This is a genomic window from Neobacillus muris (genome assembly GCF_943193175.1).
GTDB classification, from domain to species: Bacteria; Bacillota; Bacilli; order Bacillales; family Cytobacillaceae; genus Neobacillus; species Neobacillus muris.
Window position 1 is genome coordinate 19,517 of record NZ_CALPDF010000022.1, and the last position, 18,471, is coordinate 37,987.

Annotated in this window: 22 protein-coding genes, 1 tRNA gene and 1 riboswitch; of the genes, 5 read left to right on the forward strand and 18 right to left on the reverse strand. The window is 39.7% G+C overall.

The genetic code is table 11. From position 1 onward, the window contains the following. Positions 1 to 59: 59 nt before the first annotated feature. Positions 60 to 162: riboswitch (SAM riboswitch) on the reverse strand. Positions 163 to 303: 141 nt separating this feature from the next. The 10 genes from NFS43_RS14560 to NFS43_RS14605 form a co-directional block, all read right to left on the reverse strand. Beyond that, entirely contained in the window at positions 304 to 1,164 is an 861-nt protein-coding gene (locus NFS43_RS14560; RefSeq protein ID WP_251552427.1) for a MurR/RpiR family transcriptional regulator, read from the reverse strand. 39 nt (positions 1,165 to 1,203) lie between these two features. Next, positions 1,204 to 1,977 (reverse strand): HAD family hydrolase, encoded by a 774-nt coding sequence (locus NFS43_RS14565; protein WP_251552428.1) that lies wholly within the window; start codon positions 1,975 to 1,977, stop codon positions 1,204 to 1,206. Beyond that, positions 1,977 to 2,717 (reverse strand): carbohydrate ABC transporter permease, encoded by a 741-nt coding sequence (locus NFS43_RS14570; RefSeq protein WP_251552429.1) that lies wholly within the window; start codon positions 2,715 to 2,717, stop codon positions 1,977 to 1,979. Before NFS43_RS14570 ends, NFS43_RS14565 begins: the two co-directional genes overlap by 1 nt. A gap of 97 nt (positions 2,718 to 2,814) precedes the next feature. Then, positions 2,815 to 3,777, reverse strand: coding sequence for a carbohydrate ABC transporter permease (locus NFS43_RS14575; RefSeq protein WP_251552430.1), 963 nt, complete (start codon positions 3,775 to 3,777; stop codon positions 2,815 to 2,817). 158 nt (positions 3,778 to 3,935) lie between these two features. Then, positions 3,936 to 5,228 carry an ABC transporter substrate-binding protein gene (locus NFS43_RS14580; protein ID WP_251552431.1) on the reverse strand — a complete coding sequence of 431 codons (1,293 nt, stop codon included), beginning with the start codon at positions 5,226 to 5,228 and terminating at the stop codon, positions 3,936 to 3,938. A gap of 292 nt (positions 5,229 to 5,520) precedes the next feature. Continuing rightward, the gene (locus NFS43_RS14585) at positions 5,521 to 6,447 is read right to left on the reverse strand and encodes an aldo/keto reductase (protein WP_251552432.1); all 927 of its coding nucleotides are present in this window, start codon (positions 6,445 to 6,447) and stop codon (positions 5,521 to 5,523) included. Between the two features lie 172 nt (positions 6,448 to 6,619). Then, entirely contained in the window at positions 6,620 to 8,698 is a 2,079-nt protein-coding gene (gene fdhF / locus NFS43_RS14590) for a formate dehydrogenase subunit alpha (protein ID WP_251552433.1), read from the reverse strand. Between the two features lie 56 nt (positions 8,699 to 8,754). Further along, positions 8,755 to 9,549: a formate dehydrogenase accessory sulfurtransferase FdhD gene (gene fdhD, locus NFS43_RS14595; protein WP_251552434.1), complete on the reverse strand. Its 795-nt coding sequence runs from the start codon at positions 9,547 to 9,549 to the stop codon at positions 8,755 to 8,757. 80 nt (positions 9,550 to 9,629) lie between these two features. Beyond that, positions 9,630 to 10,889, reverse strand: a complete 1,260-nt coding sequence (locus tag NFS43_RS14600; RefSeq protein ID WP_251552435.1) for an L-lactate MFS transporter — start codon at positions 10,887 to 10,889, stop codon at positions 9,630 to 9,632. A gap of 319 nt (positions 10,890 to 11,208) precedes the next feature. Then, positions 11,209 to 11,281 (reverse strand) — tRNA-Val (locus NFS43_RS14605). Between the two features lie 162 nt (positions 11,282 to 11,443). Here NFS43_RS14605 and NFS43_RS14610 point away from each other — a divergent pair. The 4 genes from NFS43_RS14610 to NFS43_RS14625 all read left to right on the forward strand — a co-directional run bounded on the left by NFS43_RS14610 (position 11,444) and on the right by NFS43_RS14625 (position 13,551). Then, on the forward strand, positions 11,444 to 11,689 hold the full coding sequence (locus NFS43_RS14610) for a hypothetical protein (RefSeq protein ID WP_251552436.1): 246 nt from the start codon (positions 11,444 to 11,446) through the stop codon (positions 11,687 to 11,689). Positions 11,690 to 11,772: 83 nt separating this feature from the next. Further along, on the forward strand, positions 11,773 to 12,501 hold the full coding sequence (locus tag NFS43_RS14615) for an alpha/beta hydrolase (RefSeq protein ID WP_251552437.1): 729 nt from the start codon (positions 11,773 to 11,775) through the stop codon (positions 12,499 to 12,501). 108 nt (positions 12,502 to 12,609) lie between these two features. After that, positions 12,610 to 13,122 (forward strand): YjcG family protein, encoded by a 513-nt coding sequence (locus NFS43_RS14620; protein WP_251552438.1) that lies wholly within the window; start codon positions 12,610 to 12,612, stop codon positions 13,120 to 13,122. Between the two features lie 6 nt (positions 13,123 to 13,128). Continuing rightward, positions 13,129 to 13,551: a GNAT family N-acetyltransferase gene (locus tag NFS43_RS14625; protein WP_251552440.1), complete on the forward strand. Its 423-nt coding sequence runs from the start codon at positions 13,129 to 13,131 to the stop codon at positions 13,549 to 13,551. Between the two features lie 43 nt (positions 13,552 to 13,594). Here the strand turns inward: NFS43_RS14625 and spoVIF are convergent, their stop codons facing one another. The 7 genes from spoVIF to NFS43_RS14660 all read right to left on the reverse strand — a co-directional run bounded on the left by spoVIF (position 13,595) and on the right by NFS43_RS14660 (position 17,207). After that, on the reverse strand, positions 13,595 to 13,849 hold the full coding sequence (gene spoVIF, locus NFS43_RS14630) for a sporulation-specific transcription regulator SpoVIF (protein WP_251552490.1): 255 nt from the start codon (positions 13,847 to 13,849) through the stop codon (positions 13,595 to 13,597). 114 nt (positions 13,850 to 13,963) lie between these two features. After that, entirely contained in the window at positions 13,964 to 14,086 is a 123-nt protein-coding gene (locus tag NFS43_RS14635; RefSeq protein ID WP_251552442.1) for a YjcZ family sporulation protein, read from the reverse strand. 108 nt (positions 14,087 to 14,194) lie between these two features. Continuing rightward, positions 14,195 to 14,551 (reverse strand): stage V sporulation protein AE, encoded by a 357-nt coding sequence (gene spoVAE / locus NFS43_RS14640; RefSeq protein WP_251552443.1) that lies wholly within the window; start codon positions 14,549 to 14,551, stop codon positions 14,195 to 14,197. Positions 14,552 to 14,564: 13 nt separating this feature from the next. After that, complete coding sequence (gene spoVAD / locus NFS43_RS14645) at positions 14,565 to 15,581, reverse strand: stage V sporulation protein AD (RefSeq protein ID WP_251552444.1); 1,017 nt, start codon at positions 15,579 to 15,581, stop codon at positions 14,565 to 14,567. Continuing rightward, positions 15,582 to 16,055 carry a stage V sporulation protein AC gene (gene spoVAC / locus NFS43_RS14650; protein ID WP_251552445.1) on the reverse strand — a complete coding sequence of 158 codons (474 nt, stop codon included), beginning with the start codon at positions 16,053 to 16,055 and terminating at the stop codon, positions 15,582 to 15,584. It abuts the gene before it with no gap. A gap of 15 nt (positions 16,056 to 16,070) precedes the next feature. After that, complete coding sequence (locus tag NFS43_RS14655) at positions 16,071 to 16,538, reverse strand: YhcN/YlaJ family sporulation lipoprotein (protein WP_251552446.1); 468 nt, start codon at positions 16,536 to 16,538, stop codon at positions 16,071 to 16,073. 312 nt (positions 16,539 to 16,850) lie between these two features. Continuing rightward, positions 16,851 to 17,207, reverse strand: coding sequence for a DUF1360 domain-containing protein (locus tag NFS43_RS14660; RefSeq protein ID WP_251552447.1), 357 nt, complete (start codon positions 17,205 to 17,207; stop codon positions 16,851 to 16,853). A gap of 142 nt (positions 17,208 to 17,349) precedes the next feature. Here NFS43_RS14660 and NFS43_RS14665 point away from each other — a divergent pair, with 142 nt between their 5' ends. Beyond that, entirely contained in the window at positions 17,350 to 17,862 is a 513-nt protein-coding gene (locus tag NFS43_RS14665; protein WP_251552448.1) for a CotY/CotZ family spore coat protein, read from the forward strand. Positions 17,863 to 17,951: 89 nt separating this feature from the next. On the opposite strand, the gene NFS43_RS14670 is transcribed toward NFS43_RS14665, so the two are convergent. After that, the gene (locus NFS43_RS14670; protein ID WP_251552449.1) at positions 17,952 to 18,461 is read right to left on the reverse strand and encodes a CotO family spore coat protein; all 510 of its coding nucleotides are present in this window, start codon (positions 18,459 to 18,461) and stop codon (positions 17,952 to 17,954) included. Between the last annotated feature and the right edge of the window lie 10 nt (positions 18,462 to 18,471).

An 18,471-nucleotide genomic window follows, 5' to 3' on the forward strand; every position in this document is an offset into this window, starting at 1 on the left:
CAAAAAAACCTCTTCCCGGATAGGAAGAGGTTTAATACGTAAAATATCATGTACTACTCTTCTTATCTATCAGGAATATCCTGATGGAATTGGCACAGTGTTCAAACGAACCCGCTGCCGAGACTTCATAGGGCCATTTCCCTCCATCTCTCTCGATAAGACTTTTCACTATGTACTTGTCACAAAACTTAGAATAATACTTTTTTAAACCATCGTCAATATATTTTTCTAAAAAAATAATTTAATCAGCAAATTCTTAACATTGGATGATTGCCATTGCATTTTTACTACGTATTACCTGCCTTATCTTGTATGGCCAAACTCATCTTGAATGGCTTTTCTTGATTTTTCAAGCCTTACAACTGCAGAATCATAATTAGTTCCCGCAACTCCTGTATATAGCACATCAATGATATAGAGCTGGGCAATTCTTGATGATGTTGCGGCACTTCTAATATTCGATTCTTTTGCGATTATGCCTAAATGGAGATCACTTATTTTACTTAACTGGTTTTTCCCGTACTTTGAAATAACTATGGTGGCTGCCCCTGCATTTTTTGCTTGGCGGATTGCCGATATCACCTGGCTGGTTTCTCCTGTATACGATATGGCTACCGCTACATCATTATGGGATAAATTTGCTGCCGAGGTAAGCTGCAGGTGTACATCAGTATAGGCTGTACAGGTCTTACCGATTCTGGAAAACTTTTGCTGGGCATCTTGAGCAACCAGCTGTGATGCACCAACACCGTAAAAATCGATTCTAGCTGCTGCTGCTAATCGTTCAACTGCTTCCTGGATTTTTTTAGGGTCTAGTGAGTGAAATGTCTCCTTAATAGAGGCAATTGTATTAATAGCTAATGAATTCATTAATGTTGGGATATTATCATTAGGCAATATTTCACTATATTCTGGATTAATGGCTGCAGCATTTGGAAGATCTCCAGCAATTCTTATTTTTAAATCTTTAAAGCCATTAAATCCAAGATTTTTACATAACCGTGTAATCGCCGCTTCACTCGAATGGCTCGCTTCTGCAAGCTGCTGAACAGAAAGATGAATAATCTTCTCCGGGTTATCAATAATATATTGAGCTGCATTTCTCTCTGATGGTTTCACGCTTGAAAGACATTCACGAATTAACAACAGTCCACCTTTCGACATGAATATGTTCCTTTCATTTAAAAGATCAAATACATTCTTTTACCCTTCAAAAAGTAAACTAAACTCTTCAATCGATTGAATCACCATTTTTGGCAGCTCAATCTTAGTATGCCCCTCTAAAACACTGCCCGTCTCCCTCATCCATTTCTGTTTATAAAACTCATAGAATATAGGATGTTTTATTCTTTCAAGGTGAGGATATGGTATAACTTCCTGAGGCAAATTTCGGGAAATGAACACCGAAGTAATATTTAGTCGATTAGCCAAGCACACATCATGATCAATTCGATCCCCAACGTGAGCAGCCACCTTTCCTTCCTTCAATAGATCCGAGACAATCCTTACATCCGGTTTAGCATAACCAGCTTGATCAGGAGTAATAAAGCAATCAAATAATCCGCTAAGTTCTAATGCATCTACAACTGGCTGCTGATATTTTCTATACCCATTTGTTACAATTGCCAACCGGTAGCCGTTTCTTTTTAATCGAGACAATGATTCAAGCAAGTGGTCTTCTAACAAGTAAATTTTCGGAATAACGGAATGTTTTTTCACTAGATCTTCAATTGAAATTTCTAAGTCCACATGATGATTTTGAAGGATCTGTAATAAGATATGATCCCAGTCATATGCTTCAACAACTTTGTTTAGCTTCATCCGCCGGTTATGTTCTGCAATCATGGTTTCTTTGGCATCCACTTTTCCATTTGTTTTTCGGAGTACCGATTCCCTAATTTCTGGAAAAACCCAGCTTACAAATGGATTTTGCATCAGAGTCCCATCAAGATCAAACGTTATCCATCTTTTACTCATCATTTTAATGCTCCTGATGTTAAGCCTTCAATAAATAACCGGGAAGCAAATATAAATGCAATTAATAACGGCAAAGAAGAAATGGTCAATCCAGCAAACAATAAATTCCATTCCGTATCATATTCTCCAAAAAGTGTCAACATTCCAAGTGGAATAGTCCTTAGCTCATCAGCCTTAATGAAAATTAACGGATAGAAAAAATCATTCCACACGTTAACTAAATTTACGATTCCAACAATAGCAATTGGAGGCTTCATTAGTGGCAGCATAATTTTATAATAAACTTGGAAGTCATTGCAGCCATCTAACCGAGCAGACTGTTCCAGATCTTTTGGCAGCGTTCGAAAAAATCCGTAAAATAAAAATACAGCAAATGGAATGCCTCCTGCCACATATACAGCAATTAGTGAGAAGTGCGTATCTAATAGCTGGAAATTTCTCATGAGTAGATAAAGAGGAATAATGGCAAGCTTCATTGGCAGCATCAATCCAATCATAAAAAAGAACAGAACGAATGAATTCCACTTAAAAGAATACCTGGAAAGATAATATGCAGCCAAAGAGGAAACAAAGATAACGACTATTACAGAAACACCGCTTACAATCACACTATTCCAGATATATCCGGAGAAGTTCACTTTTTCCCAAACCACTCGATAATTTTCAAAAGAAAAGTTTTTTGGCAAACTAAATGGGGACATCATGATTTCAAGCTTAGGCTTAAAAGATGAGTTAATCATCAATAAAATAGGATATGAAATAAGGATAGTCATCATTGCTAAAATTATATATTTAATGGATTGAATAGGCCATTTTGTCCGCAAAAGTTACGCCCCCCTATCTTTCAAAATCTTTTCGTTTAAAATAAATCATTAGAATCGCTGTTGAACAGGCAATAATTAAAAATAGGACTACTGCTATTGCCGACCCTAATCCTATTGCTTGACCGCCCTCCACTGAACCAAATGCCAGCCGGTAAAAATAGGTCCCTAAAACATCTGTGGAATAGTACGGCCCACCGGACGACCCTTGCATGGCATAGATGAGCTCAAAGGTTTCAAAACAGCCGATAAAGGTTAAGATAGTCATGGTCATAATAGCATTCATGGTCATAGGAATCGTAATAGTAAAGATAGTTTTCAAAGTAGAAGCACCATCTATCTTTGCCGCTTCAAATATTTCTTTATCGATTGACTGCAAGCTGGCAAGAAAGATAAGCATTGAAAATCCAACACCCGCCCAGCTATTAATTAAAATGATCGTAATAAGCGCCGTATCGGTACTTCCTAACCATGGATGTGCCAGGAAATCCAGTCCGACAGATTTTAAGAATAAGTTAAGTGCACCAGTTGTAGGATTTAAGATAAGACTAAAGAGGAATCCGATAACAATGACGGAAAGCAGTTTAGGAAGAAAGAAGATAGTCTTAAAGAATTCCTTCCCTTTCAGTCTGCTATTAATAATTAAAGCCAGGATATAAGCCATTACTAATTCAGAGCAAACGTTAACGAAAAAAAATGTCCAGTTATGTTTAAATGCATTTACAAATGTCTCTTTATAAGGGGACTCTGTAAACAAAGTAATAAAGTTCTGCAGTCCAATAAAGGAATCACGGCTAAATCCTTTCCATGAATAAAAGCTGTTTATAACTGCTGTTATCAGTGGGAATAGCTGAAATGTGCCATATAGAAGAGCGGCTGGCAATAAGAATAAATGAGCTAAGTGTTTCCTCGCATTAAAAGTTTTTCTGGCTGGTTTAGCTGAAACTTCTATTAGAGATGAAGGTTTTAATTCAGGCATAAATCTCCCTCCTTATGCTTTTCTAAAGAAAAAGCTGACCCTTAAATTTTGTCTTCCCCTACTAGATAATATCTAATGTTAACTTCATCCGGCTTTAGATAATGATACGTAAGGGTCAAAAACAATTATTTTGAGTCAGCTAATGATTTCAGGTTCTATTATTCTTTTGCTGCCCTATCAGCATTTTTCTGAGCTTCATCAATGACCCCTTCAACCGTCAATTTTCCTAAATACATGCCTTGCAAGGCATTTTCAAACGTCGTTTTAGTAGTAGGTTCCCCTTCTCCAAAATGAACAAGCATTAAATAAGGAGTTGAATGTTTAGCAGCTGCGGCTGAAATCTCCTTCACGATCGGATGTTTAGGTGTCACACCATTTATGGCACTTAGACGATCTGATTCATCCGTGAAAATTTGTCCGAATTCCTTTGAGGCTAAGAATTCCATGAAAAGCTTCGCTTCTTCAGGATGCTTTGTATTTTTAGCAGCTGCATATGACCCATCAACCCAAGTTGTAACAGCCAATTCCCCGCCATCTTCGGCCGCAAATCCAGGAATTACCCCAATTGACATATCAGGTGCAGTTCCTTCTATTGTTGCTAAACGGTAATCACCATTTATATACATAGCAGCTTGGCCAGTATAGAATAGGGTTTGAGCGTCATTATCTTCAAGTGCAATAAAGTCTTTTGGGAAAAACTTTTCCAAATCCTTCATCCTTTGTACAGACTCCACAAATTTGGGATCCTCAAGATTTGCATCGCCTGAAACAATCTTATCAACGAAATCATTGTGCCCGTAAGCATCTGGACCAATGACTGCATGGGTCATGGATAACAAATAAGCAGCTCTACCGGATTGAGCTATTGGGATAATATCGTTTTTCTTTAACTTCTCACACACTGTCATAAATTCATCCCATGTTTTCGGTACTTTTATTCCTTGCTTCTCGAATATCTCTTTATTGTAAAAAATTACACCTGAATTCAATGAAAGTGGTACACCATAGACCTTCCCATCACTTCCTTTAGCAGCATCAAGATACTCTTTATTGATGTTCTCAATACCTGTTAAATCGTCAAGAGGAAGCAAATAATTATTATCTGCTATTGTTGTTGCACCAGAGTATGGACGCAGCTGAAGAATATCAGGACCATCACCGGAAACAAGAGCATTAGATAGAATGGTATTGTATTCCGTTGATTCGTACGGCTGGAAATCGATACTGATTTCAGGATGCTTCTCCTGAAATTTCTTTATCGCTTTTTCATACATTTCGCGATCCTCAGGTCTCCAGCTGTACATCGTTAATTCTACTTTTTCAGATACCTTTTCAGCATCACTTCCTTCTTTATCGGTATTCTCTTTACTTGTCTCACTACTGCTGCAACCGATAATGGCAAAACTAAGGACTAAAAGAAGCCCCCAAACCAAGAAACGTTTCACCTTCATTTTTCCCACTTCCCCTTCTTTTTTTCTGTATGTTTATAATTATCTGATAATTAGACTGTAATTTACTGGTAGTTTTATGTCAACAAAAAATTTCAAATATTACGAAGATTTCTAAAATAAAATTTTAAATATTATATGCCCGGAAGAAGCCTGAAACAGTTAGAAGTTTTGGTAACAGAGCGTCATACTGACTTTTAACCCAAATAAAAAAGACTGATCTTATTGAAGTGTCAGCCTTTTACCTCTTTCCTACTCTGAACAAAATGGATAGAAAACGAGTCCCCATATTTTCTTATGGCACCATATTGCCTGCTGCCCGATAAATCTGATACCATTCCTCACGAGTCAATTGGATCTCTGAACCTTTGCAAGAATCTATTATGCGCTGCACCTTCGTTGTACCAAGCACCACCTGCATATTAGCCGGGTGGCGTGTAATCCATGCTACCGCGATGGCTGTGCTGGTAACGCCATATTTTTCAGCCATCTTGTCAATGGATTTATTTAATTCTGGGAACTTTTCCAAGTCTCCAAGAAATACTCCCTCAAAAAATCCATACTGAAACGGTGACCAGGCTTGAATCGTAATATCATGCAAACGGCAGTATTCGATTATACTGCTATCCCGATTAATCGATTGATCCACCTTCATATTTAAGGCAATACCGGAATCAATCATCGGGGTATGCGCAATGCCAAATTGAAGTTGGTTTATAACAAGCTTGTATGGCAAAGCTTTCTGTAACAGCTCTATTTGGAGAGGATTAAAATTTGAGACTCCAAAATACTTCACTTTTCCACTCGTATGAAGCACTTCAAATGCCTCTGCCACTTCTTCAGGTTCCATTAACGGATCGGGACGGTGAAGAAGCAGGGTATCGAGATAATCTGTTCTTAACCGCTGCAATATTTTGTTTACGGAGTTAATAATATGCTCTTTTGAAAAATCAAAACACCCCAGGTCGGGACGAATACCGCATTTACTTTGAATCATCATTTGTTCTCGTATCGCAGGATTCATTTGGATAGCTTCCGAGAAAAGCTCCTCACATTGCCCCTTCCCATAAATATCTGCATGGTCAAAGAAATTAATTCCTTCCTCCATTGCTGTACGAATTAACTTTTCCGCCTCTGATAGTGATAACTGATTGATTCGCATATTGCCCATAATCATATTTGATGCTTTTAACTCAGTGTTGGCAATGTTTATGTATTTCACCATTAAACCTCCCTATTAGCGTTAATTGATATTCTATTCTATCATATCCTTGTTTCTTATAAATTTCATTTTGAAACGTTTTTATTTTAATCAATCCTTTCAAAAATTAAAATCTTTGCAAAAAAAGGCATAACTAGTGAATTTCGCTAGCTATGCCTGCTCTCATACATCATTACTGCGCTTCTGAAAGGGAAATAGTCTCCTCTAGTGCTTCAATCTTCACAGCACATGCCTTAAACTCGGCTGTACCCGCAAGTGGATCTGTTGCATGAATGGTCAAGACATTCGTACTTACCTGATCCGGAAAATGGAAGGTCATAAATACCAATCCTCTTGGCTGTTTATTGCTTATTCTTATTTTTGTAACCACACTGCCTCTTCTTGAACTTACCTTGACCGGATCACCGTCATTAAATCCATTTTGAGCGGCATCTTCCGGATGAATTTCTAAACCTTCTTCCGCATTTTTTACCTTTTTATAATTACTTGTTTGCACCCCGGTATTATAAAATTGAAGCCGTCGTCCTGTTGTCAGCATTAAAGGATACTCATGATCAGGCACTTCCGCAGGCGGCTGGTAATGGGTTGGCATAAATTTGGCTTTCATGCCGACTTCTTTTGACCATAGACGGCTATGAAGGAATGGGGTCCCTGGATGATTTTCATCAGGACAGGGCCATTGCAGACCGCCTTCTTCATCCAATCGCTTATAGGTTACGCCAGCAAAATTGGGCGCAAGCAGGCGAATTTCCTCCCAAATATCTTCCGCAGACTGATAATTCCAGTTAACGCCCATCTTTTTGGCAACGTCCTGGACAATCTCATGATCATGTCGGGATATGCCTGGCCCTTTTAAGGCAGGACGGACTCGTTGAATACGCCGTTCAGAATTAATCAGTGTCCCATCGTTTTCAGCCCAGCCTGTTGCCGGGAGCACAACATCAGCCAGCATCGCCGTTTTGGTCATCAAAATATCTTGAACAACCAGAAACTCAAGATTTTCAAATAGTTTCTGTATATGATTTCCATCTGCATCGGATTGAACAGGATTTTCTCCAATCACGTAAAGGGCTTTAATTTCTTTCTGTTCCATTGCATCAAGCATCAGTGTCTGATGCTTACCCATCTTTTCCGGAATCGGTACACCCCACACTTGCTCATGGAGCCTTCTTCCTTCAGGATTATCGTAATCCCAGCCGCCGACAAGGCGATTGGGCAATGCTCCCATATCCCCGCCTCCCTGCACATTGTTTTGTCCACGGAGCGGATTTAAACCAGATCCATATTTTCCGATATGGCCGGTTAATAAAGCCAAGTTAATTAAGGAAAAGACGTTTTCTGTTCCATTATGATGTTCCGTTATGCCTAACGTCCAGCAAATCGTTGCTTTCTTAGCGGAAGCATACAGACGTGCAATCTCACGAATATCGTCTGCAGGAATGCCCGTGATTTTTTCAGCATATTCCGGCGTGTAAGAGTGAACAGCCTCTTTATATAATTCAAATTGTTCGGTTGCATGTTGAATAAAATCTTGATGAACGAGATTCTCTTCAATAATGACATGCCCCATGGCATTGGCGAGTGCGATATCAGTGCCGACACGAACAGGCAGATACTTATAGGCCAGCTTAGTTTGATCAATTCGACGCGGATCAATGACAACCATTTTTGCCCCATTTTTAATTCCGCGGCGCATATGGTTAAAAATAATCGGGTGGCATTCCTGTGTATTGCTTCCCCAAACAAGAATTACATCTGTATTCTCTAACTCATCATAGGAGCCTGTCGCTGCCCCCGTACCAAACGCTGTCACCAGACCGGTGACACTGGGAGCATGTCACGTTCGGTTGCAGCTGTCAATATTATTCGTGCCGATGACTGTACGCATAAATTTGCCGGCAAGATAGTTTAGTTCATTTGTAGATCTCGAAGAACTGAAACACCCAAATGCATCTGGACCATGTCTTTCTTTTAACTTTGAAAATTTTTCAGCAATAAGAGTTAAAGCCTCATCCCAGCTGGCAGGCGTCAGCTTTCCATTTTGTCGAATCAACGGCTCGGTTAATCGTCGGTCACTATTAATATATTCCCAGCCTAGAGCCCCTTTGACACAAGTCTCCCCATGGCTGGATGGATTTTCTTTAAATCCTTTTACTTTACTGATCTTATCATTTTCCACCTCAACGACAAGACCACAACCCGTTCCACAGAAACTGCAGATCGTTTCCACTTGCTTTACATGAGTTTCCATGAAAAACACTCCTCTTCTAATCTTCCTATCTGTTAGTCTAAGTAATTATCATTCATTTAATGTGATTCCACTATTCGATCTGGCCGCGTATAAACATTCAACGATGTATTTCGAATAAAGCCGACCGTTGTAATGCCCAGTTCTTCTGCTAGTTCAAGTGCCAGTTCCGTTGGAGCTGATTTAGATAGCACTACCTCACATCCAATTTTCGCCACCTTCGCTAGAATTTCTGAGGAAATGCGCCCGCTAAAGACCATCACTTTATCTTTTAAGGAAATTTGATTTCGCAGACAATAACCGTAGATTTTATCCAGTGCATTGTGCCGCCCGATATCGATACGGGAAAGGATGATTCCATCTTTGCTGCATAAAGCGGCATTATGAACACCGCCCGTTTCTAAAAACACACTCGAGTTTTTTTGCATTTCTTCCATAAATCGAAAGCATTCTTCATACGTTATTTTTACGTTCACTTCCTTAAAGTAGTGCGACATTCTTGCATCATTGAAAAAAACGAATCCCTGTCTGCTTTTTCCACAGCAAGAGCTAATATAGCGTTTTGAGTGGAATTTCTCGTAAAAATGATTGAGATAATTGGTTTTAACATGAGCAAATCCTTCATTTTCTTGAATCCAAATATCATCAATGTCCGCAAAACGCCTTATTACCCCTTCTGAAGCTAAAAAGCCGATGACCATATCCTCAATATACTCTGGTGTACAGATTAGAGTCGCAAATTCATTTTGATTCAATTTGATGGTAATCGGATGTTCGGTAACAATAGAATCTTCGATTTCCTCTATGTTTCCCAGCGTATAACGGATAACCGGCCGTTTAATACTTGTATTCATCACTTTAACTTGCTCTCTCCCCGGACACTCGACATTGTTGTATAGATTATTCGAAAAACAGCCCGCAATTTGCATGTGATTTAAGCCGTTATTCCGGTTTCTTTTTGTTTTCGAAGCTTTGAAATGTCCGTCCGGATTAACAGTGAAATAATGAAGGCAGCCACGAATAATCCGGCAAAGACGTTTAAGCTGCCTGCGTAGGTCCCTGTAGTATCTTTAATATAGGCTGCAAACATCGGGCCTACCAGGCCAGCTGCTGCCCATGCAGTCAAAATATAACCGTGGATCGCACCAAGCTGTTTTGTTCCAAACAAATCACCAATATACGCAGGAATAGATGCAAATCCTCCACCGTAACAGGTATAGATAACCGCCAGCATCACTTGGAATAGGAGAACATTCATCGTGTGCGGCAACAAGAAAAATAAGCCAATCTGAAGAACAAAAAATGTTGTGTACGTATTGGGACGGCCAATATAATCAGAAGCGGACGCCCACCCGATGCGCCCTAAGCCATTAAATACTCCAATCGCTCCGACAAGAGCTGCTGCTGCTGCCGTATCAATGCCAATCGTCTCCATCGCCAATGGTTTTGCCACAGCCAAAATGGCAATTCCGCATGTGACGTTGATAAAAAGCATCAGCCATAAATACCAAAAGCGGCTTGTTTTCACAGCTTGATTTGCAGTCAATTGGGATAGGTCCAGGCTTGATTTAGCTGCACCAGATTGGACTTTTTCTTTATACCCCTTAGGTGCCCATCCTTCAGGCGGTCTTTCCAAATACAACGAGGATGCTGTCATTAAAACGAAGTAAACGCTTCCTAAAATAAAGAAAGTATTGGCCACTCCCACATTTACGATTAAACTATTCATTATTGGACTAGCAACAGCCGCCGCAAAGCCAAATCCCATAATCGCAAGACCAGTTGCCAGTCCGCGGCGATCAGGGAACCACTTCACTAATGTTGATACAGGAGCAATATAACCCACACCCAGGCCAATTCCGCCCAACACACCATAGAACAGATAAAGCAGCAATTTGGAACCTGCTAGTACGGCTACACCTGAACCAGCAATGCCTATTCCAAAAAAGGCAGCGGCCAAGAGTCCTGATTTTCTCGGTCCATATTTTTCTACAAAATGCCCTAAAAATGCTGCTGAAAGACCTAGGAACAATATCGCAATACTAAATGTTAATGCTACCTCAGAATCTGACCAGCCAAACAAGTTCTTTAGCGGGTTAGTAAAATTGCTCCATGCATACACGGACCCAATCGAAATATGGATCCCAACAGCTGATGCTGCTATAAGCCATCGATTCTTTTTCGTTTCTGCCATACAGCAAATCCTCCTCTTTATTCTTCTTGTTTTTCTCTTAGTAAAAATTTTGAAGATAATTATCAAATCAGATAATTTAGACTATTTAAATAATAGTAACATACAATTATTTCCTTTTACAACATGAATATGGTTATTAATCCTTCTTAGATGGATTAATAACCTTCTGCCAATAAATTTAACTATTTCTTTATGGAGAAAGACCATCAAAAAAAGGCAGCTAAAAATTTGCCGCCAATCAAACTGTATTATAAATTTAAAATCATCTGCAACAACAAAAAAACCTTGATAATTCAACATTATCAAGGTTTTTTTATGATGACCTGTGAGGGACTTGAACCCCCGACCCCCACCCTGTCAAGGTGATGCTCTCCCAACTGAGCTAACAGATCATTTTATAAAATAAATATTTTGTTAAGTACAAATATAATTATATTAAAAAAGATAAAAATGTCAATATAATTCTCTTCATTTTTTATATATAATTCCATCGAGAACACATGTTCCTGTTTTTCTTGAATAAAGAACGAACGTTCGGATATAATGTATATAAAATGAAGAAAGGCGTGATGAATATGGATAGCTTGTTGACAAAATCAGTTGCAAACCATACACCGTTAGAAATGATATACCTTGCTGAAAACCAGAAAATTTCCCAGCGCAAATTCATTGTCATGGAAGTGAATGATGAATATATCAAAGCTTATTGTTTGCTTCGCAAGCAAATAAGAACTTTTAAACGCGAGAATATCTTAGCCATCATGCCTGAACACCAATCGAAGCAGCGATACCTCCACTAACTCTCCCCCTGAAATCCTTTTACCATTCCTATATTCAATATGTTAAAATGCATTTGTATTTGGCCATTTTAGGGGGAATTCAAATGGAAATACCAAAAGGCTCTATGAAGGAAATGTCCATCTTCAGTCACGAACTAAATGAAGTACTTCAGCTTCTCATCTATCTTCCAGCTAACTACTCTCCATTATACAAGTATTCTATCTTGATTGCCCAGGACGGCCGTGACTATTTTCAACTTGGCCGTATTGGACGAAAAGCAGATGAGTATCTTTTTAAAAAAGAAATAGAAAATTTAATTATTGTTGGGGTACCCTATAAAAATGTAGAAGACCGCCGAAAAAAATATCATCCAAGCGGTGCTTTGAATCAAAAATATATCAGGTTTCTTGCCCATGAATTAGTACCCTTCCTTGATCAAGAGTTTCCGACCTATCAAGTTGGGTCCACTAGGGCATTGCTTGGTGACTCATTGGCAGGTGCTGTTTCGTTTTTGTCCGCACTGCAGTACCCCAACACGTTTGGCAAAGTGTTGATGCAGTCTCCTTATGTGGATGAAGCGATTAAACAGGCAGCCGCTTCCTTTACACAGCATCATGCATTAGAAATTTATCATGTGATTGGCACCAGGGAAACCGAAGTACGAATGACAAATGGGGAAACCAGTGATTTCTTAACCCCCAATCGGGAGCTTGCAAAAATTCTTCTAAATAAACCATTTACCTATTTTTATAAAGAATTTGAGGGTAATCATACTTGGACTTATTGGCAGCCGGATTTAAGCCGTGCCTTAAAAACGGTTTTTCACTTCTAAACCAATAATTTCATCAATTTAGAAAATTTGTTATAATAGAATGAAACTTATTGTATCTTGTGTCGAGGATTGTTCATGTGCAAAGCTAAATACAACGGAGGTAACCCTATGAAATTTGGAGTTGTTATTTTTCCATCCAAAAAACTTCAGGATTTAGCAAATTCCTATCGAAAACGCTATGACCCGCACTACTCGTTAATTCCTCCCCATCTTACTTTAAAAGATGCTTTTGAAGCATCAGAACAGGAGGCCGATGCATTTGCTGATAAACTCCGGCAAATTGCTCAGGATACCCAGCCATTTATATTGAAAACTTCGAAAGTAAGTTCTTTTTATCCTGTTAATAATGTAATTTATTTTAAAATAGACCCAACGACAGAACTTAAAAACTTACAGAAGGATATCAACCAGGAAATTTCCAGCCAAAACCCGGATTATGCTTTTGTTCCTCACATAACAATCGGCCAAAGGCTTTCAAATGATGAGCACTCCGATGTTTACGGGTCACTCCGGATGACTAAATTTGTTCATGAGGAAACAATCGACCGGTTTCACCTGCTATATCAACTAGAAAATAAATCTTGGACAGTATTTGAAACATTTCGTCTTGGAAAGGAATAGGTAATCGTGACCGTTAAAATTGCAGAAAATCAAACAGAGCTTGAAGATGCTTTTTCAATAAGAAAGACTGTTTTTGTTGAAGAACAAAATGTGCCAGTTGAAGAAGAAATTGACCAATATGAAGAGGACGCTATCCACTTTATCCTGTATAACAATGCTGTTCCGGTTGCAGCAGGACGGTTCCGCAATGTCGAGGGATTTGGGAAAGTCGAGCGGATATGTGTATTAAAAGACGCTCGAAAGCTAGGAGCAGGTAAAGCCATCATGAATAAAATTGAAGCTTATGCAAAGGAAAACGGGTTTCATAAACTGAAACTAAATGCTCAAACTCATGCGATCCCTTTTTATGCGCGGCTAGGGTATGAGGTCGTTTCTGAAGAATTTCTCGATGCCGGCATTCCGCATAAAACGATGATAAAGACCATTTAGGATGAAAAAGGCCTGTTTCCATTAAGGAAAACGGCCTTTTTGATTATTTTTTATTAATCATGTTAGAAATGGTAGTAAAATCTAGATTCTTTCCATCCTTGATTATAGTCCTAACAATTTGGTCTTCTAATTCTTTGCTGACTGGTTTTTGGGCAAGCTGCGAAACTTTACGAATAACACCACGGACCGTCTTTTCATCATTAAAGTTAGCATTTTGCAATGAATTCGCTAATTCAAAAATATCCTGCATATTCACGCCAGTCTTCTTCTCAATGTTCTTAAAGAAACCATTGTCCACGTCGCTTTCACACTCCTTCATAAACTACTTTATTTTATGAAGGGCACCGAAAATGGTGAATAGAAAGGGCTGGCCAAATTTTAGGCCAACCCTTTCCATCGTGTGCGCTTAGTTTTAATACCAGCTTGCACCAACAATGATTAACAGAATAAACAATACTACGATTAACACGAAAGTTGAGCCGCCAAAGCCCCCACCGTAACCGTAGCCGCCAAAGCCGCCATATCCAAAGCACATAAGTGATTCACCTCGCTTTAACAGTTTCACTATAAGATATGAAACCCCTAAAGAAAGTGTATAGGCACTGGCAAGCATCTGCCGCAATACAATAAAAAAATGAGCAAATTATCCTTTAGGCTTAAAGACTAGTGCTCCAATAAAACCAAATATAATGGCCGCCGAAACCCCAGAACTTGTTACTTGGAACATTCCAGTCAACACACCGATCAAACCGTGATTTCTGGCATCCTGAAGAGCCCCATTGACTAACGAATTGCCAAAGCTAGTAATCGGGATGGTCGCTCCCGCGCCGGCAAAATTGACGAGCGGCTCATATAGGCCAAAGCCTGCTAAAACAGCTCCTATTACTACCAACAAACTTAACGTATGTCCTGGTGTCAATTTGGCTACATCAAACAAAAGCTGTCCAATGACACAAATTAATCCACCGATGACAAAGGCCCAAAAAAACATGGCTAACATAAAGATGCCTCCTTCAATCATTCATTTCAATCGCAACAGCATGGGCAATACAAGGAATGGACTCTTTTTGTTGAAAACTAAGGGGTGATAACAACGCCCCTGTTGCCACTAATAAAATTCGTTTGTAATGGCCTTGTTTCATCTGATTGAGCAAATGCCCATATAGGACAGTGGCTGAACATCCAGCTCCACTCGCACCGGCTTGTACGGGCTGATCGTCCTTATAAATTAATAAGCCACAATCTTGAAATTGGCCGTGCTGCATGGTAATCCCGCTTTTTTTTAATAACTCCGACGCGGTATCATGGCCAACCCGTCCCAAATCACCGGTTACAATTAAGTCATAATAAGATGGGTCTAACGCAAGGTCACGAAAATGAGCCTTGATCGTATCGGCTGCAGCCGGGGCCATCGCCCCCCCCATATTAAAAGGATCTGTTAATCCCATATCCACTACTTTACCGATGGTTGCAGAAGTGATAACCGGGAGTCTCTGCCCCGCCTGATTTTCTCGAACCAATGCCACGCCTGCACCCGTAACCGTCCATTGCGCGGTAGGGGGCTTTTGGCCACCATACTCTGTTGGGTATCGAAACTGTTTTTCAGTAGCAGCATTATGGCTTGAAGCCCCGGTAAGCACGTTTTTTGCCCCATGATAATTTACTACAAACGAGGCTAATGCCAGCCCCTCCATGGAGGTGGAGCAGGCCCCGAACAAACCAAAATAAGGGATCTGCGCTGTTCTTGCCGCAAAGCTTGAGGGAGTAATCTGATTAATTAAATCCCCTGTAAAAAGGAAGTCAATCTGTTCCTTTTGCATATTTGCCTTTTTTAAAGTAATATCAATTGCATCCTCCAACAGCACCCGCTGGGCCTTCTCATATGAATCTTGCTCTAGCCACAGATCCTCATACAATAAATCAAAGTCATTAGCTAAGTTTCCATTTGCCTCAAACGGCCCCCCTGTTACCCCTGTAGAGACAATCATTGGCCGATTGGCAAATACCCAAGACTGCTGTCCCTTTAACAATTATAATACCCCCCATATAACAAGCAGCGTTTTAATGAGTGCAACCACAAAGGCAGCAAACACACCAAAAAGGAGGACTGAACCAGCAAGTTTAAACATATTCCCACCTACACCTAGGACAAATCCTTCCGTCCGATGCTCAATGGCTGCTGAAATAACGGCATTTCCAAAACCAGTAACAGGAACTGCGCTTCCTGCCCCTGCAAACTGGCCAAGCCGATCATATACACCAAAACCGGTCAGCAGCATGGATAGGAAAACCATCGTGGCAACCGTTGGATTCCCAACACTTTGTTCAGTAAAATTAAAGAAATAAATATAAAAGTAACTAATAGCCTGTCCGACCGTACATATCAACCCACCAATAAAAAAAGCCTTAATGCAATTTTTCAATACTGGCCTTTTTTTCTCGTGTTTTTGCTGCAACTGCTGATATTGCTGCTGTTCATGTGTCATGTTCTGTTTATTGGCCATATTTAATCTCCCTTTCTACTTCATATCTTCTGTCATTTCTACAATTTCATTAAATCGTTTGTCCGCCTGTCGATCCGATATTGACCCCGAATGCATTTTTTCATTCAACCTGACAACCTCAAGGAAAATTTTATAGTCACTTGAAACCGTAAAGTTTTCTTTTGGAAACTCATCTTCTAGTTTCTTTGTCATTTTTTGTTCAATTTTTTTCATGTTAAATCGCTGTAAATGTTTAACTTTATAAGCAACAAGGGTCCCTTTTTTTCCTTTTACTACGGCAACATCGTAAATTTCGGGGAACGAGCTAACCTTATGTTTTATTTTTTCAGCTTGGTCACTCCCTGCTTTTCCGTCGGTGACAATGGGCTTTGGATCGGTAGTTTTCATCAATGCCAACCGGCTGTCCTTCGCTTGTTGCTTATCCGTACAAGAAGTAAGGCCGGCTAAAATGATTAGGGCAATTATAAAACGAATCCAGTTCATGTCATTTTCATCCCTTTATGTAAATTCATGATTTTAACTACATGTAGTTTTTTCTGATTTGAATTAAATTATGAGTGAGCTGGGCATTGTTCATAAAAAAAACTGCCGGGTCTCTCCAGCAGTTTTAAAACCTATTTTTTTCTCTTTTTGCTGCAGCCGCATCCTTTTTTGGCGGGTTGGGCTGTCTTTTTAACCTGTGTCTGCGCCGATTTCATTCGCGTTTTTCTCACAAACCTCTCTCCTCCCAAATATACTTTCATTACTACTAATAGAATATGATTGCAAAGCAAGTCTTGTCTCAGGGTAAATCCCTTATTTTTCAAGGATCCGCTGGACAATTGTCTCTAAAATAGCTGCCAATCCTGCAACAGCCAAAAGAATAACAAAAGGAGCAGTCCATTTTGGAAATTGATATAAGAAGAGAATAATCGCTCCTGTCGTCCATATTCCCGTACACCAATAACAGCTCAACAGCTCTCCAAAGAAATGCCTAAAGCCCTTTTCTTTGGGAATATAAAATATTTCCCGTTCTCCATTTTCATTTTCCTCTTCGATTTCATCAAAAAACGGAGCCCGGATAAATTCAGTTATCTTATCATAGACCACCAATCTTGTCAGCCGGAAACTTGCCAGTGATAAAATAATCAGATTTAAAAAAGTAATTTTCATAACACATCTGTCCCCTCTTTTTTGCCTAATAGATTGTAACCGCCTAATTTTATTAAAAAAGGCAATTGTCCGTAACCCATAAGGGCTGTGCGAAATATGTTAGTAATGTAAGATACATTACGGGTTAAGGAGGAAAAAACAAATGGGTTGTGGAAAACATCGTGATGACTTTCACGGCGGAAATTGCGTATGCGAAGTAGTGCGTGCAATTCTAGATATACAAAATGCAGCTGTTGAAGATGAATGCCAGCCTTGTACTAGCTGCTTTAACGAACCGCTTGGATCTCTCGTATCACCAACAAGAACAGCACCGGATACTCGCGTATTCGCATTAAAATCAGCCGACGGTTCACCGTTTCATGCATTCTTCCACGAAGAGGGCATCAGCTGCTGTGTATCAATCTATTTCCGGGTTGAAGAAGTATTTGATAACTGCTGTGCTACACTTCGGGTATTAATACCTGGAACAACCGATTCTGCTGGACACTTTATGCCGATTAATTTGGTAAGCAGCGGTGATAAGTGCTGTATTAACCTTTCAAAGGTTTGTGAGGTAACAGACTTCGAAGCATCTGAAGATTGTGTTACAGTTGACCTTAGCTGCTTCTGTGCTATCCAGTGCATTGCCGATGTAAACTTAGGAATCTGCGACTAAAAAATAAGCCAGTCGGTATATCGGCTGGCCTTTTTTATATCTTTCAGGACACTAAGCTAGGCAGTGCAGTGTATTGCTTTTAAGGAGGTTTACCTTCTAATGCCAATCATAATAATGTTTTTTAAATCCTCCATCGGAATAATGATGTTCGAGGATTGATTTGGAACTTGAATCTCAACCTGGTCATTTTCGTATCCAACCAAAACCCCCAAATATTTTTCATCATCTGTATAGAAAACGCACTTGACCGGCGGGAGAACTTTCGGAAAGTCCAACAGGTAATCAATTCTCTCTGTTAAACTCATCTCCTTAAACGGCTTGACTCTGCTTAAAGCAGGCCGTCTTTTTTCTTGACTTTGCGGAGCCTGATCCTGTTCTGGCTCTTCCTGCTGCATCATTTCAATCGGCACCGGACTCTCTGCAACTTCCGGTTCAAGAATAGGTTCAAGATTAATGGTTTCTCCCACTTTCAGAACTTCTTCGGGCTGCACCCTATCCTGCCTGCTTGTAAATACCTCTTGCATGTGAAGATTTTGTGGCGTTCTCATAAAAGGCTGTTCAATATATAACAACGGTCCCTGAAGCTTTTTACTAGACATGCACGGCACC